13 protein-coding genes and 1 riboswitch are annotated in these 15,021 nt (G+C 46.7%); of the genes, 3 read left to right on the forward strand and 10 right to left on the reverse strand.

Translation table 11 applies throughout. From position 1 onward, the window contains the following. Nucleotides 1-97: 97 nt before the first annotated feature. Nucleotides 98-541: an ASCH domain-containing protein gene (locus ACTRXH_RS06405; protein ID WP_474261137.1), complete on the forward strand. Its 444-nt coding sequence runs from the start codon at nt 98-100 to the stop codon at nt 539-541. A 48-nt stretch (nt 542-589) separates the two neighbouring features. Here the strand turns inward: ACTRXH_RS06405 and ACTRXH_RS06410 are convergent, their stop codons facing one another. Continuing rightward, a complete protein-coding gene (locus ACTRXH_RS06410; protein ID WP_474260911.1) occupies nt 590-877 on the reverse strand; it encodes a putative quinol monooxygenase in 288 nt (95 codons plus the stop codon). Between the two features lie 173 nt (nt 878-1,050). Between ACTRXH_RS06410 and ACTRXH_RS06415 the strand changes: the two genes are divergently transcribed. After that, nucleotides 1,051-2,724 carry a M20/M25/M40 family metallo-hydrolase gene (locus ACTRXH_RS06415; RefSeq protein WP_474260910.1) on the forward strand — a complete coding sequence of 558 codons (1,674 nt, stop codon included), beginning with the start codon at nt 1,051-1,053 and terminating at the stop codon, nt 2,722-2,724. Between the two features lie 42 nt (nt 2,725-2,766). On the opposite strand, the gene ACTRXH_RS06420 is transcribed toward ACTRXH_RS06415, so the two are convergent. Both ACTRXH_RS06420 and ade read right to left on the reverse strand, forming a co-directional pair. Further along, nucleotides 2,767-3,237, reverse strand: coding sequence for an N-acetyltransferase family protein (locus ACTRXH_RS06420; RefSeq protein ID WP_474260909.1), 471 nt, complete (start codon nt 3,235-3,237; stop codon nt 2,767-2,769). 21 nt (nt 3,238-3,258) lie between these two features. Continuing rightward, nucleotides 3,259-4,998 (reverse strand): adenine deaminase, encoded by a 1,740-nt coding sequence (gene ade, locus ACTRXH_RS06425; RefSeq protein WP_474260908.1) that lies wholly within the window; start codon nt 4,996-4,998, stop codon nt 3,259-3,261. Nucleotides 4,999-5,072: 74 nt separating this feature from the next. Next, nucleotides 5,073-5,172: riboswitch (purine riboswitch) on the reverse strand. Nucleotides 5,173-5,313: 141 nt separating this feature from the next. On the opposite strand from ade, the gene ACTRXH_RS06430 reads away from it, so the two are divergent. Continuing rightward, nucleotides 5,314-5,817 carry a VOC family protein gene (locus ACTRXH_RS06430; protein ID WP_474260907.1) on the forward strand — a complete coding sequence of 168 codons (504 nt, stop codon included), beginning with the start codon at nt 5,314-5,316 and terminating at the stop codon, nt 5,815-5,817. Nucleotides 5,818-5,859: 42 nt separating this feature from the next. Here the strand turns inward: ACTRXH_RS06430 and ACTRXH_RS06435 are convergent, their stop codons facing one another. The 7 genes from ACTRXH_RS06435 to glmM all read right to left on the reverse strand — a co-directional run bounded on the left by ACTRXH_RS06435 (nt 5,860) and on the right by glmM (nt 15,013). Beyond that, entirely contained in the window at nt 5,860-7,560 is a 1,701-nt protein-coding gene (locus ACTRXH_RS06435) for a methyl-accepting chemotaxis protein (RefSeq protein ID WP_474281236.1), read from the reverse strand. A 134-nt stretch (nt 7,561-7,694) separates the two neighbouring features. After that, nucleotides 7,695-8,222: a D-lyxose/D-mannose family sugar isomerase gene (locus tag ACTRXH_RS06440; RefSeq protein ID WP_474260905.1), complete on the reverse strand. Its 528-nt coding sequence runs from the start codon at nt 8,220-8,222 to the stop codon at nt 7,695-7,697. A gap of 19 nt (nt 8,223-8,241) precedes the next feature. Then, on the reverse strand, nt 8,242-9,111 hold the full coding sequence (locus ACTRXH_RS06445) for an SDR family oxidoreductase (RefSeq protein ID WP_474260904.1): 870 nt from the start codon (nt 9,109-9,111) through the stop codon (nt 8,242-8,244). A 144-nt stretch (nt 9,112-9,255) separates the two neighbouring features. Then, nucleotides 9,256-10,212, reverse strand: a complete 957-nt coding sequence (locus ACTRXH_RS06450; RefSeq protein WP_474260903.1) for a calcium/sodium antiporter — start codon at nt 10,210-10,212, stop codon at nt 9,256-9,258. 79 nt (nt 10,213-10,291) lie between these two features. Next, a complete protein-coding gene (locus ACTRXH_RS06455) occupies nt 10,292-11,044 on the reverse strand; it encodes a hypothetical protein (protein ID WP_474260902.1) in 753 nt (250 codons plus the stop codon). Between the two features lie 277 nt (nt 11,045-11,321). After that, a complete protein-coding gene (glmS, locus tag ACTRXH_RS06460; protein ID WP_474260901.1) occupies nt 11,322-13,124 on the reverse strand; it encodes a glutamine--fructose-6-phosphate transaminase (isomerizing) in 1,803 nt (600 codons plus the stop codon). 542 nt (nt 13,125-13,666) lie between these two features. Next, the gene (gene glmM, locus ACTRXH_RS06465; protein ID WP_474260900.1) at nt 13,667-15,013 is read right to left on the reverse strand and encodes a phosphoglucosamine mutase; all 1,347 of its coding nucleotides are present in this window, start codon (nt 15,011-15,013) and stop codon (nt 13,667-13,669) included. Between the last annotated feature and the right edge of the window lie 8 nt (nt 15,014-15,021).

The following is a 15,021-nucleotide window of genomic DNA, read 5'->3' on the forward strand; positions in this document are numbered from 1 at the left end:
TACAGGAGGATTCTATTAATATGCTCTTCAAAGTTATATATTCCTGCAGAAGTATGTTTTAATGAAAGAAAGACCATCACAGAAACGGGGAGTTGCAATGAACCAGGCAGCAGATACTTATTGGAAGAATTTTTGGCAGCAGCGAAACGAGGCCCCTCCCGAACAGGTAACAGCCTGGTCCTTTGGCGTGGATCCCGATGAGCTCGCAGAGCTTGTCGTCTCCGGAATCAAAACGGCTACATGTTCTGCTTACATGTTTTATGAGATAGAAAATGAACCTCTTCCTTCGATAGGGGACTACAGCATCGTTTTAAACAGAGCCGGCGATCCGGTATGTATTATCCAAACCACCAGTGTCAAAATTATGCCGATGAACGAGGTGCCCAAAGAATTTGCTGAGGCTGAAGGGGAAGGAGATCGTTCATATGAGTATTGGTGGAATGCACATGAACAATTTTTTACCGAAGCGCTCGAAGAGGTTGGAGAAATATTCCGGGAGGATATGACGGTCGTATGTGAACGGTTCGAAGTAGTGAAATAAGGAAAAACCAGTAAAAAAGAAGCTGTCGGCAAACAGCTTCTTTTTCGTTTATTCTACGGGCTTTAATTTATACACTTCTCTTGATATGACGAGATTTTCTGTGTTTTCCCGATAGGCCTGATAATGCTCGGTCTGAATATGCTGCTGCACGGCTTCTTCATCCTTCCACTGCTCTGAAAAGATAAATACCCCGTCCTGTGCTTCTGATTCATAAAGAACATATTCTATGCAGCCCGCTTCTGCCCGCGAAGGAGCCAGCACCTTTTTCAGCTCTGTTTTCAATGCTTCCTCTTTTCCCGGATCTGCCTGCAGAAATGCTTTAATGGTTACTGTCATACTTTCTCCTCCTTTATATAGTTATTATACGGCTCTCCTGCCTGTTTCTGCACGATTCAGGACTTGAGGCACAAAATAATCTTTCGCAGGAAAATTCACTTCTTTGCTTACTTTGGAAGATTCATACAGTAGAATAAGAAACAACAGCAATTATTGCGGCGAGGTGATCAGCAGTGTACGAAAATTTAAAATCTCTTACCATAGCAAAACAGGCGGAATATCTTACAGAATATCTGGTGGAGTGGAACAGTGTGAACGCTTCAGATGGAGAAGTATCTATCGCCCGGGAGCTCTACCGCATCCTGCGTACGTTTCCTTATTTTCAACAGTTCCCCGAACGCGTCTGGCTGGAGCCGGTTCACGGGGACCCTCACGGACGCCAGAATGTGTTTGCCTTTATTAAAGGACTGCCTTCTTCAGCCCAGACAATTCTTTATCATTCCCACATCGATACTGTAGGCATCGAAGATTACGGAAACATTAAACATCAGGCCTGTTCGCCGAAAGAACTGCTCCCTTACTTTCAAGGCTATACAAATGATCCTGAAGTGCATGCAGACGCCCTAAGCGGGGACTGGATGTTTGGCCGGGGATCTGTTGATATGAAAAGCGGCATCGCCGTGCATATTGTAAATCTGCTTTATTTCTCGGAGCAACCGGAAGAGCTCGAAGGTAATATTCTGCTTTTACTGAATCCCGATGAAGAAAGCGAGCACTGCGGCCTCATCGGCGCGCTCCCTGTTCTTCGTGATTTAAAGCGTTCCCACGGCCTACAGTACCTGCTCGCAATTAATAACGACTTTATCGCCCCTCTGTATGAAGGGGATACTACAAAATATATCTATACAGGAACCGCCGGAAAACTGCTGCCTGCCTTTTTCGTTTTTGGGCGCGAAGTGCACGTCGGTGATACGCTTGCCGGCGTAGACCCCAATTTCGTTGCCGCTAAACTGACGGAGCGCATTCACAACAATTATGATTTAACCGAGCATATTCCCGGGGAACTGATTCTGCCTCCGACATGTCTTTATCAGCGTGATACGAAGGAAAGCTACACTGTTCAGACTGCTTCAGGCAGCCGTGTGTATTTTAATTATTTTTTATACGAAACCACCGCAGAGCAGGTGACCGAACAAATGCTGCAGGCAGCCAGAAGGGCAGCGGAAGAATCGGAGCAGTACTTTGCTTCTCAATACGATAGATACATCGAGGTGACCGGCATGCCTCCGAAAAATATTTCCTGGGAAATAGACGTTAAGACGTATGAAAACTACCGCCTTGAGTTAGAACAAAAGGGACTCGACACGCAGGCAGCCATTCAAAAACGGCTGTCTGAAACAGCAGGCATGGACCTCCGGCTGCGAAGCTTTGAACTAGTGCACGCTCTGCGTGAGCTTGACCCGGATAAAACACCGCAGATCATTTTCTTCTACGCTCCGCCGTTTCTGCCGCACAATTATTTAACAGACACCAATAGCCGGCACCGGAAAATGAAGACATTCCTCTCCTTTATTCTGCAGAACAACTCGGCCAGTACCGGAGAAATATTTGAGATGCGCAATTTCTTTCCCTATTTATCCGATGGCAGCTTTTTATCCATTCAGGAGTCGGATGCGGAGCTGGAGCCGCTGCTGAAAAACTTGCCGGAGGGAGACACTCTTTATCCGGTGCCGGTCAATGCTATAAAACAGCTGAATATCTCCTCCATCAATATGGGTGTTTACGGAAAAGATGGGCATAAATGGACCGAGAGAGTCTACAAGCCATACTCCTTTCACGTTCTCCCCGGCTTGATCCGGGAGACCACTACCCGGATTCTGCGCGAATTTGCCGCTGTAAAAGAATAAATAGCGAAAGCCGGCTCTCCGTAAAAAGAGAGGCCGGCTGTTTTACAGCTGTTTTTCAAAAAGAATGCGATCCTGCTCTTCTCCGTCGTAGTCAGTATGTACCGGAAGCCCGTTCTCCACTTTATCACCCGTCACCAGGTTAAATCCCATCGCCTGATGAAAAGCCACTGAGCCTTCATTATCAGGAGACGTCACCGCCCGGACGATGCGGCGGCCTTCATCAAGTGCGCAGTCAAAAAAAGCTTCGTACAAGCCTTCCGCGATACCTTCTCCCCGGTTATGCGGATGAACACCGGCGAAATGTATATATGCCTCTTTATCTCTTGTCTGAGATAAAAACCCGACAAGAAAACCTGTCATCCGGCCGTTCACTTCTGCAATAAAGCTTGTTTCCTGAAAATGGTCAAACAGAAACTTCGGCAGCTTACCGGCCATATCTCTTCCGCCCCACCATTCGTTAATAACCTGTTTAACCTTATAGTAATCCCTGGTCTGGGCTCTGCGTATGTGCATGTATACCTCCTCCGTTTCAGTTTATGAATGCTCAGCCTCCACCTTCACGTGTGAAAATGAGCGGAAATCAAACAATCCTTTTGCCGTCATTTTCAGCTCCGGAATCACCGGGAGAGCTAAAAAGGAGAGAGTCAGAAATGGATCGAAATCCCGCGGCGCCCCGAGAGAATCAAGAGCCTGATTCAACAGGTTCAGCCGTTCATATACCTCCTCCCACGGTTCTTCTGCCATTAAGCCCGCGACAGAAAGCGGGAGCGAAGCTGATACTTGTTCTTCCTGCACTACAGCCATTCCTCCATTTGACTCTATCACATGTCTGACAGCCGCCAAAATGTCTTTATCTGACGTGCCGGCGGCAATAATATTGTGAGAATCATGGGAAATGGTGGTCGCAATCGCTCCGGATTTAAGATCGAGCCCTTTAACAATACCAACACCGATATTTTCGCTGGCAGTGTGTCTTTCTATGACTGCTATTTTCAGCTGGTCTGCCTCAGTAGAAATACAAAAATGATCGTCTTCCACAGTTACTTGTTCCTTACGCTCTTTAGTCACTATACTGTTTGGTACAATTTCGATTAAACGACAAAAATCCGAAGCAAGCGGCAGAGCGAGATGATTAGCTTTTACTTCACCTGTATTTATTCCCGGAAGCGATGCTGCAGAAGCCCCTCGCTCCGTTTCTTCCAGTGGCCGGACGTTCGCACTAACCACACGCCCTTTTTTGTATACATTATGGATATTGAATCCTTCAAGATCATCCAGCAGCACAAAGTCAGCCTGATACCCCGGTGCTACCGCTCCGAGGTGTTGAAGACCGAAGCATTCAGCGGCGTTTAATGTCACCATCTGCACAGCCGTCACAGGATCAAGCCCTTTACGGACTGCACGCCTCACAATATGGTCCACACTCCCCTCCTCCACTAAATCATCCACCAGCTTATCGTCGGTAACAAACAGGCACCTTCTCGCGTTCCTTGCCGTAATTGCTGGAAACAGCGCGTCTAAATCTTTAGCGACGGTCCCCTCCCGGATCATTAGATACATTCCAAGATCGAGACGCTTTTTTGCTTCTGCAGCTGTAACACTTTCATGGTCTGTGCGAATGCCTGCAGCCATAAAAACATTGAGGCCTTCGGCCGTAAGTCCGGCGGCGTGACCATCTATGGCCTTTCCTTCTGCAGCACCAATAAGCAGCTTCTCCATCATTGCATCCTTTCCTTCTGCCACAGCCGGGAAGTCCATAACCTCGGCCAGACCCAGCACCTCGGGGTTGTTGATAAATGGCAGGAGGTGCTCTGCTTCCAGGATCGCTCCGTTGCTTTCAAACGGTGCTGCCGGGACACATGAAGGAAGCATCACAAACATATCAAGCTCCGTGCGCGCAGCGTCTTCTATCATGTACTCAATGCCACTAGCACCAGCCACATTGGCAATTTCGTGCGGGTCGGTCACTACCGCAGTCACACCGTGGGAGAGCACGACATTTCCAAATTCCCGGGGGGTCAGAAGGGAGCTTTCAATGTGGACATGACCATCAATCATACCAGGAATCATTATTTTCCCCTTCGCATCAATTACTTCCTGTCCATCATAGGAACCGATGCCTGCAAAGTACCCGTCAACGATGGCCACGTCTCCCTCCATCATTTCACCTGTAAACACATTCACGATCGATGCGTTTCTGACGACTGTGTCTGCAGGCTTTTGTCCTCCGGCTACTGCTATACGGTTTTTCAGCATTTCTTTTGTAGTTTTCATTTTTGCTCCTCTCCATTTTGTTTTTTGAAAAAAAGTCCCGGATCCGGCAATAAAAAAATCCTGATCACAAAGACATGCCGGAGCATTTTCTTTGTAATCAGGATTTTACGGTTCCTGGTAGAGACCCCCGTACCATATTAACAGGGTTATACAGTGACTAATTATTACTTATTTTATCCAAAAGGACAGCCGCCTTCAACTCCCCTGCTATATTTTCTGACACCCCTCTTTCTGTACTGCTTTTAACAAAGCAATCGAGAAGAAATACTCCCTCGAGGGGTACGGTATGATTTACGTATAAGGAGGCGAAAGCTGATGACTCAAATCCAAAAAATCACGCCCAATCTTTGGTTCAGCAATAATGCTGAGGAAGCGGTGGACTTCTACACCGGTATTTTTCCTGATTCCAGAATAAAAAGGGTGGCGCGTTATGGAAAGGAAGGATATGACATTCACGGTATGCCCGAAGGCACCGTTCTGACAATTGAATTCGCTCTGGCAGACCAGGAATTCATTGCTTTAAACGGCGGGGACCAGCCATTTACATTTGATGAATCAATTTCTTTTATCGTCAACTGCAGCAACCAGGAAGAAGTGGATTATTACTGGGAGCACCTTTCCGCCGGAGGTGATGAAAAGGCGCAGGTGTGCGGCTGGCTGAAAGATAAATACGGCGTTTCCTGGCAGGTTGTTCCTGAAATACTAAGCAAATATTTAACCGACACTGACCCTGCCAAAGCAGCGAACGTCATGAAGGTAATGCTCCGGATGAAAAAGTTAAATATTCGCTCTCTTGAAAGGGCTTATGAGAATGCGTAAAAGCACCGGAGCCCTGGGCTTCCGGTGCTTCTTTTGCTGATCTTAAACCTTGAATGAGCGTACGGACTGCCCAAGCTCTTCTGCCATATGTGCAAGGGTGCTTGATGCAGATGATATCTCCTGCATGGAAGCGTTCTGCTCTTCAGAGGAGGCAGCAACATTCTGCGTGTGCTCCATGGACTGGTCGGCGATATCAGCGACAGCCTGGACAGAATGCATCAATGCTTCTGCCCGGGCCGTCATCTGCTCTACAGCTGCTGAGGATTCCTCGAGCTGAACCGCGATGTCTTTAGTTGACACTGAAATCGACTGGAAGGCACTCTCCGCCTCTTTTACCTGACGGATTCCTCCTTCTACGGCTTCTTTCCCATCCTCCATCGATGTGACCGATTCCTGGATGTCTGCCTGGATATCTTTAATAAGCGAGCCAATCTGACTCGCGGAACTGCCGGACTGCTCCGCAAGCTTCCGCACTTCTTCAGCTACTACTGCAAACCCCTGGCCGCTTTCCCCGGCGCGTGCAGCTTCAATAGCTGCGTTTAACGCAAGGAGGTTGGTCTGATTGGCGATATTGGTGATCAGCGAAATAATATCATTTATCTGGCCGGACTTGTTTTCCAATTGATGAATAAACGTCGCAGTATAGTTTGTTTTGTCCTGAATCAATGACATCTGCCCAAGCGTCTGTTGTATAACCCGCGAGCCGTTCTCCGCCGTTTCGACATTTATCGACGATGATTCATTAATTGCATGGATATTTCCTGATATACGATCCATGCCGCCGGAAATTTCGGCGACCAGTGATTTTGTTTCTCCCATGCTCCGGGCCTGGTTTTCTGCCCCGCTGGATACTTCCTGGACCGCACGGGACACTTCGTCCGCGGCCGAGCTTGTTTCCTCCGCACTCGCACTAAACTGCTCAGAGGAAGCCGCTACCTGCTCAGAAGTATCTAAAATTTGTTTTACAAGCGCGCTTAAATTTTCCCGCATTTGATTGTATCCTGCTGTCAGTCGGCCTATTTCATCATCTGAAGGGTCTGAAAGCTCTGTGGTGAAATCTCCCTGCCCCGCTGCTGTCAGGGCGCCGGTCACTCGTCCAAGTCTTTTGGATACCCTGCGTGAAAATAAAAATACGCCCCCAATCGCTGCGATGCCGGTGATCATTAAAACAATTAAAAAGGTAATGAGGGCGTTGCCGGTAATTTCATCAAGTATTTCCTGCGAAGCACCTACATACCACATGCCGATAGGCTCTCCCGCTTCATTGTAAATGGGCTCATACGCTGTTTGATAGCTCGTGCCCACTACGTCTGCTTCTCCTGTATACATTGCTTCATCCTGCAGCACCGTTTCCACCACTTCATCTGAAGCCTGCGTTCCGACAGCACGCTCTCCGTCAAGCATCACGTTTGTCGTTACACGTGTGTCATTCATGAAAATAGTTACGGTCCCCCCGGTCATTTCCCCGATGAAATCAACAATACCGGTGTTTCCGCTGATGGTCGTTTCCCCTTTCATTAAATTCCCATCTTCAATACGCCACTCGCCGGGATATTCACTGTTTATGTATTCATAGCCTAAATTTAAATCGGAAACCGCTTTTTCTACAGCTGTTTCTTCCACACCCTTTTTTATCTGATCAAACGTAATAAAACCAATCACAATAGAAAAACCAATCAGAACTGCAGCCATAATTATGTTCAGCTTCGTGCCAAGCTTAAGCTTTTGTATTAATCTTTTCACCATTTTCCTCCTTAAACTAATGTCTTACTATTATTATCGTAATAACCACCGCATAGTTTATAGGGAAAATGGATTTTTATGGATAATTAAAAACCTCCAGCCAATACGGCTGAAGGGATGAATGAGGCATTCGATTAAATATCTTTATGCGTGAAAATATCATGCTCATCAGTGCTCGTCGAGGAGTACTCCGCGGTTACGGCTCCCTCTTCTCCTGCCTGGAACCAATGCTTTGTATTTGGAGGGATCGTGTATTGATCCCCTGCTGTTAGTATTACTTCGCGGGCTGCTGTAAACTGATCTCTGTCCTGTTCCGGGGGCTTCGCCTTTGGATTTGGAGTCGCTTCTCCTTCTACATACAAATAAACGGTGCCAAATTTACAGCGAAATGTTTCCTGCTTTCCCGGATCTCCTGATTCTACTGGCGGATGAAGATGCTCCGGACACGTCTGGCGCGGAAAGAGCACCCATTCTTTAGCGCAGTACCGGTCCGTATTAATATACACGAACAGCTGCAGACCCAGTTCGTCCAGGCGCCCGAGACCGAAATCATTAATCTGAATCTTCCGTATTTCTTCATCTTTCAGCTTAATATCTGCCAACCGGAAGTAGTCATTTACTTTTCTCTGAACTTCAATTTCTGTTAAATCACTCAGCTTCATGCGGTTCCTCCTGATTCTCTTAAGATGATGTGTACATTCCGCCGTTCACATGAATGCACTGGCCGGTCATATAGGAGCCTTCATCCGACGCAAGCAGCACATAAGGACCCATCAGTTCCGACGGCTGGCCCGGACGTCCCATCGGGGCTGAGGTTCCGAATTCCGCCACCGAATCTTCGTCGAATGTAGACGGGATCAGCGGCGTCCAGATTGGCCCCGGCGCTACCATATTCACCCGGATACCTTTACCGACAAGGTTGGCTGCCATACTTCGGGTAAAGCCGTTAATGGCACCTTTGGTGGAGGTGTAATCAATAAGGTTCGGGTTGCCCGTGTATGGATTAATGGAGGTAGTGTTAATGATAGAGCTTCCTTCTTTTAAATGAGGAATCGCAAACTTGGTCATATGAAAGACTGAATATACATTGGTTTTGAACGTTTTATCCCATTGTTCCAGCGAAATGTCCTGCAAATCGCTCGTTGGAAATTGAATCGCAGAATTATTTACAAGAATATCGAGTTTGCCGAATTTATCCAATGTCTTTTCAATCAACGATTTGCACGTCTCTTCCTCCGAAACATCGCCGGGCAGAAGCAAGGCCTGCACGCCTTCGTTCTCAATCAGTTTTTTCGTTTCATCGGCGTCACTCTGCTCTTCCTCCAGATAATTAATCACTACATGGGCGCCTTCCTTTGCATAGGCAATCGCCACTGCGCGGCCGATACCGCTGTCCCCACCGGTGATCAATGCCACCCGGTCTGTAAGCTTTCCGCTCCCTTTGTAATCGAGAGGCTGGATTGGCAATGGGGTCATCTCTGATTCAATGCCCGGCTGTTCCGGCTGGCTTTGCTTCGGCTGTCCACCCAGCTGCTGTTTATTAATATCCATCTATATCAGTGCTCCTTTTCATTGTTAAGGTAATACTTCTTTTAGTTACCTGCTGACAGGAAATAGTAAACATGTGTAACCAGATGCACCTGGAAATGACATCAAAAAACTGCCCGGAACTTCCAGGCAGTTCAACAATTATATTTAGTTTCGAAGAATAATATAAATCAGGTAAATAATATACGCAGCTGCAAGTACCGCTCCCTCCCGGCGGCCAATCCTGAAATTGGTTCTCGAAAAAACGAGCAGCAACACTGTCAGGATAATCATAAGCGAAATGTCCATAAAAATTTTGCTTTCTACAGCAAGTGGAGAGATCACGGAGGCAGCGCCGAGTACAAAGAAAATATTAAAAATATTGCTTCCGACAATATTACCGATCGCTATGTCTGTTTCTTTTTTAAACGCCGCTGTAATCGATGTAATCAACTCCGGCAAAGAAGTCCCAATGGCAACGATCGTAAGACCGACCAGTGTTTCGCTCATACCAAACGCAAGCGCAATTTCAGTCGCGCTGTCGACCACCAGGTCCCCGCCAAAAATGATGGCTGCAAGTCCGCCGACCGTCAGCAGTATATTTTTTGTCCACGGGGCAATTGGGGAGATCGTTTGGTCAACTGTCTGAGCAGCCCGGTTTCTTCTGGCAACTTCAAATATATAATATAAAAACACGGTAAAAAACAGCAGGAACACAAAACCATCACTGCGTGTAATGACATTTTCACTAAGTGCCTGAAGGGCAGTGTCACTCATTAGAATAAGAAGCGCGACCCCTGCAAGCAGTGTGAAAGGAATTTCTTTTCTCACTGTTTCATTCTCGACAGCGAGGGGGGCGATTAAAGCAGTAACGCCAATCACCAGCGTAATGTTAAAGATATTGCTTCCAATTACGTTACCAAGGGCGACGCCAGCGTTTCCGTCCAAAGCAGCAAGTACACTCACCGTCGCTTCCGGAGAGCTTGTGCCAAAGGCAACAATCGTCAGCCCGATTAAAAGCGGGGACACTTTTAAATTACCGGCAATTTTCGAGGCACCGTCCACAAAAAAGTCGGCTCCTTTAATCAATAGCGCAAAACCAATAAGTAAAAACAAATACGACAACCGCTTCACCCTCATCTCGATGTACTTAATAAAAATTTACTATATCGTCCGCAGAGACTTTTAGTTTCACCAGCCGCTATTATCTTTCGGGAAAAAGAATGTCTATTTCTTCATTCAAATTCTCATGCTGAAAAACCTCTTCTTCGTCCTCTATTATATCAAATGCCTCTTTCACATTTTCGGGAAACTCCCGGTTTAACATGTAGTACTCAAGCAAATCTGCATCCTGGTCGTAATAATACTCTTCAGCTGCAAAACTCAGCTGATCTGAATAGTCCAACAGCTCTGTCAACGTATACTGATAGGCCGAGTGAAATTTTTCATAGCCCTGAGGCTCGTAAACGATCTCTTGTGCTTTGTTTAAAGCTCCGTCGAGAGATAATAATTCTTCATTCGCCCGGTGCCAATAGTCTGAATTTTTATTTTGATTCAACGCTTTCAGCGCTTCTGTAGTTGAAGAAAGCTGAATGCTGATGTATTCCATTTCTTTTAAGATTTCCTGTTCGTAGGCTTCGTTCACCTCGGAGCTATTCAAAGCCCCTGATTCTACAGCAGCAGTTTTAACGTTTTCTTTTTCACTTCTTATTTGACGAAGATCTGCCGCCCCTGACTCAGCCGTTTCTTCTGCAGAGCCCAATGAGACCTTTTCGAGATAAACCTTACTGTCCTGCTGAATTAAGTAGTACATACTGGATCCGCCTATAAGGAGGCCGGCTGCCATCAAAGAAACGACGATTTTTCTTTGTACTGCGATCAGTAAAATAATGCAGGAGGCAACTAATATAAAACCAAAAGCGGTACCAACAACCGGCAGTATCGAAGCTATTTCCACAGTCTTTCCCCCTGAATATGATATTTTCACAGCAGTATATTGTTTTCCCATTTTTGTACATCACTTCAATAGCAGCGGTTAAGTACAATATATCTTCCTTATTATACCTAATACCAGTAAAATTTCCTATAAATTATAGTTATTTCAGCCTAGGTTGATTCAGACTCACATTACCGTTTGTTTTTCTGTGTTATTCAGCATTTCCTTTAAAAAAAGGCCCATTGGATGTCGTCCAATGGGCGCTTAGTGTATATTTGCTATCCTGCCAAACTTTTAGCTATTCGACAGTTACGCTTTTTGCCAGGTTGCGCGGTTTGTCTACATCGCAGCCGCGGTGCATCGCTGCGTAGTAAGAAATAAGCTGCATTGGAATGACCGAAACGATCGGAGTCATCACTTCATGCATATCCGGAAGCACAATATTATCGCCTTCCTGCTGATTGGTTTCCGAAGCAATAACGCACGGTTTCGCGCCGCGGGCCACCACTTCCTGCAGGTTGCCACGCGTGTTTAGGTTCACGTGGTTCTGCGTCGTTACTGCAATGACCGGCGTGCCTTCTTCAATTAACGCAATTGTGCCGTGCTTCAGCTCGCCGCCGGCAAACCCTTCAGCCTGAATATACGAAATTTCTTTCAGCTTTAATGCACCTTCAAGCACAACGTGATAGTCGAGCGCGCGGCCGATGAAGAAGCAGTTGCGGGTTTCACTCAAGTATTCTTTCGCAATGCCTTCCATAACATCTTTTTGGTCACAAAGAGTCTCCATGGCGTTGGCCGCGAGCCCCAGCTGCTGAATAGCATTGAAGTCAGATTCAATACCGCGGGCACGGGCAATGTCCATAGCAAGGATCGACATTACAGCCATCTGCGCAGTGTATGCTTTCGTTGAAGCAACTGCAATTTCAGGACCGGCATACGTATGAAGCGTAAAGTCTGCCTCCCGGGAGAGCGTCGATCCAGGAACGTTCGTAATTGTGATTGACGGATGCCCCTGTTTTTTCACGTTTACAAGCACACCACGGCTGTCTGCGGTTTCCCCGCTTTGGGAGATAAAGATAAACAACGGATTTTCAGAAAGAAGCGGCTGGTTATACAAAAACTCGCTCGCAATGTGTACTTCCACCGGCTTCTGCCCAATTTTCTCGATCATTTCCTTACCTACAAGCCCGGCATGATAGCTTGTACCTGCTGCCAGAATATAAATACGGTCCGAATGATTGATCGCCGCACGAATATCTTCTTCAAGCTTAATGTCTCCATCTTCATCCTGGTATTTCTGGATGATGTTGCGAATAACAAACGGCTGCTCATCAATTTCTTTTAACATAAAATGGTCGTACGTGCCCTTTTCTGTATCGGACTCATCAATGTCTGTCACAAAAGGCTCGCGAGTCTGAACGGTTCCTTCCAGGTCTTTTACCTGAACAGAGTCACGCGTCACAATAACGACTTCTTCATCCATAATTTCAATAAACTGCTTCGTCGTATGAAGCATTGCCATCGCATCCGAAGCAATAACGTTTTTCCCTTCTCCTAAACCAACGAGGAGCGGGCTCTTATTTTTTCCGACATAGATGGTTTCTTCATCATCGTTGTCGATTAATGCCAAAGCGTAGGATCCTTTTAGAAGAGCCAAAGTACGCCGGAAGGCAGCTTCTGTTTTGAGCCCTTCCTGGCTGAACTTCTCTACAAGCTGCACGATAATTTCCGTATCAGTCTGGCTGCGAAGAGACACTCTGTCAAGGTAATGCTGCTGAAGCTGCTGATAGTTCTCAATGACACCATTGTGTACAAGCGTAAAGCGGCCGCTGATGCTTTGATGCGGGTGCGCATTGTCCCGGCTCGGTGCTCCGTGTGTCGCCCAGCGCGTGTGGCCGATGCCTATCGTTCCGGAAGCCTGGCCGTTTACCGTTTCTTCAAGAGCGGCAATACGCCCTTTTTCCTTGTATACACTAACTCCGTCGTTGTCCACTACCGCTATACCTGCAGAATCATACCCCCGGTACTCGAGTTTATGAAGTCCCTTTAACAAAATGTCCGACGCCTGCTCATTTCCAATATACCCTACAATTCCACACATACGTGGATACCCTCCTAATAATCGGCGGGGCATAAGCATATGTCGCGGGACATTTACTGATGCCCCACTCGTCTCGTTTAATTTTTTATTGATGTTATCTTCACGGGTGCTCATTCACAATTCTATTTACCAGTTTTATGCCTGTGTCCTGGCCTTTAGCCACGAAGTCGCCTTCATGATTTGAGCCAGTACTTTCAGCTGAGACATGCAGCCGGGAGGCATCCGCCGATTACTCGATAAACCTCCACCTCGTCAACTGTTTTGTTGTTCGTTCCAAAACAGTCCAAGCGCTTTCAATAATGAAACTTTACTCCTGCTCCTTTCTTCACTAGATTTATACATAATAATACGCTATCTGCTTGCTGTAATCAATTGTGAAATTGTGAAATTTTTTCATGCAAATATGTATATTTCCTATTTTTAAGAAACACTTAATATTAGTCGCAATCTGCATAAAAAAGTTACGTCCCCATATCAACGTTGCCGGAATTAATTTGTTTTAAACGTAAAAAAACACCGGGGGCGGCCCCGGCGCATTATAATTATTTATCCAAGCCCATTTCTGCCTGGACTACGTCAGCAATTTCTTTTACGTAATTGTTGCACAGCTCTTCTGTTTCAGCCTCCGCCATCACCCGGACGAGCGGCTCGGTGCCGGAAGGACGCACAAGAATTCTTCCTTTGTCCCCGGTTTCAGCTTCAATCCGGTCTATCACTTCTTTAACCTTTGGATTATTTTCCACCTCGTATTTATCCGTTACGCGGACATTAACCAGCTTTTGTGGAAACCTCGGCATTTCAGCGGCAAGCTCCGATAATTTTTTGCCTGATTTCTTCACCATATCCACGAGCTGCAATGCGCTCAGCATTCCATCTCCTGTGGTGGTTAAATCAAGGAAAATCAGGTGCCCGGATTGTTCTCCGCCCAGGCTGTATCCGTTTGCCCGCATTTCTTCCATGACGTGACGGTCACCCACCTTTGTCTGCACCGTTTCAACATCAACCTCCCGAAGAGCTTTATGCAGGCCGATGTTGCTCATAATCGTCGTTACTACCGTGTTTTTATTCAGCATCAGCTCCTGCTTCAGATGCTTGCCGCAAATATACATAATCTGGTCCCCATCAACAATATCGCCATTCTCATCTACAGCAATCAGCCGGTCCGCGTCGCCGTCAAAGGCAAGACCGAGGTCCGCGCCTTTTTCAACAACGAAAGCAGCCAGAGCTTCCGGATGTGTGGAGCCGACACCCTCGTTAATATTAATTCCGTCCGGGTTGTTTCCAATGGTAGAAATATCAGCCTCAAGGTCTGCCATTAAATGCGGAGCTAAAGAAGAGGCTGCCCCGTTTGCACAGTCGAGAGCAATATGCAGACTCGAGAAGTCCTCACTGACTGTATTTTTCAAAAACTGGAGATACTTCTGACGGCCTTCAAAATAATCATTGACGCTTCCAAGCTGTCCTCCAACCGGGCGAGGCATCTGGTCGTCTCCTTCAAGATAGCGCTCGATTTCCGCTTCCTGCTCGTCATTCAGCTTGAACCCATCTGCTCCGAAAAATTTGATGCCGTTATCTGCAACCGGGTTATGCGAAGCAGAAATCATAATTCCTGCCTGAGCACTGACTGCCTTGGTTAAATAAGCTACTCCGGGAGTGGTAATGGTTCCCAGGCGCATCACTTCCACCCCAATGGAAAGAAGCCCGGCCACCATCGCCCCTTCAAGCATTTCCCCGCTGATCCGTGTATCCTTGCCTATTAGCACTTTTGGTTGTTCGTGATCTTTCGTTAACAAATAGCCGCCCGCACGCCCAAGCCGGAAAGCAAACTCCGGTGTAAGCTCTGTATTGGCAACACCCCTGACTCCATCTGTACCAAAATATTTCCCCATGGTTAAAT

It is taken from the genome of Marinococcus sp. LNHM5E3-2.1, assembly GCF_056034365.1.

Excerpts from the sequence above, each read along its gene's own strand:
- ACTRXH_RS06410 (WP_474260911.1), bottom strand. The coding sequence starts at position 877 with ATGACAGTAACCATTAAAGCATTTCTGCAGGCAGATCCGGGAAAAGAG.
- ACTRXH_RS06445 (WP_474260904.1), bottom strand. The coding sequence starts at position 9,111 with ATGGATATTAATAAACAGCAGCTGGGTGGACAGCCGAAGCAAAGCCAG.
- ACTRXH_RS06405 (WP_474261137.1), top strand. The coding sequence starts at position 98 with ATGAACCAGGCAGCAGATACTTATTGGAAGAATTTTTGGCAGCAGCGA.
- ACTRXH_RS06420 (WP_474260909.1), bottom strand. The coding sequence starts at position 3,237 with ATGCACATACGCAGAGCCCAGACCAGGGATTACTATAAGGTTAAACAG.
- ade (WP_474260908.1), bottom strand. The coding sequence starts at position 4,998 with ATGAAAACTACAAAAGAAATGCTGAAAAACCGTATAGCAGTAGCCGGA.
- glmM (WP_474260900.1), bottom strand. The coding sequence starts at position 15,013 with ATGGGGAAATATTTTGGTACAGATGGAGTCAGGGGTGTTGCCAATACA.
- ACTRXH_RS06430 (WP_474260907.1), top strand. The coding sequence starts at position 5,314 with ATGACTCAAATCCAAAAAATCACGCCCAATCTTTGGTTCAGCAATAAT.
- glmS (WP_474260901.1), bottom strand. The coding sequence starts at position 13,124 with ATGTGTGGAATTGTAGGGTATATTGGAAATGAGCAGGCGTCGGACATT.
- ACTRXH_RS06440 (WP_474260905.1), bottom strand. The coding sequence starts at position 8,222 with ATGAAGCTGAGTGATTTAACAGAAATTGAAGTTCAGAGAAAAGTAAAT.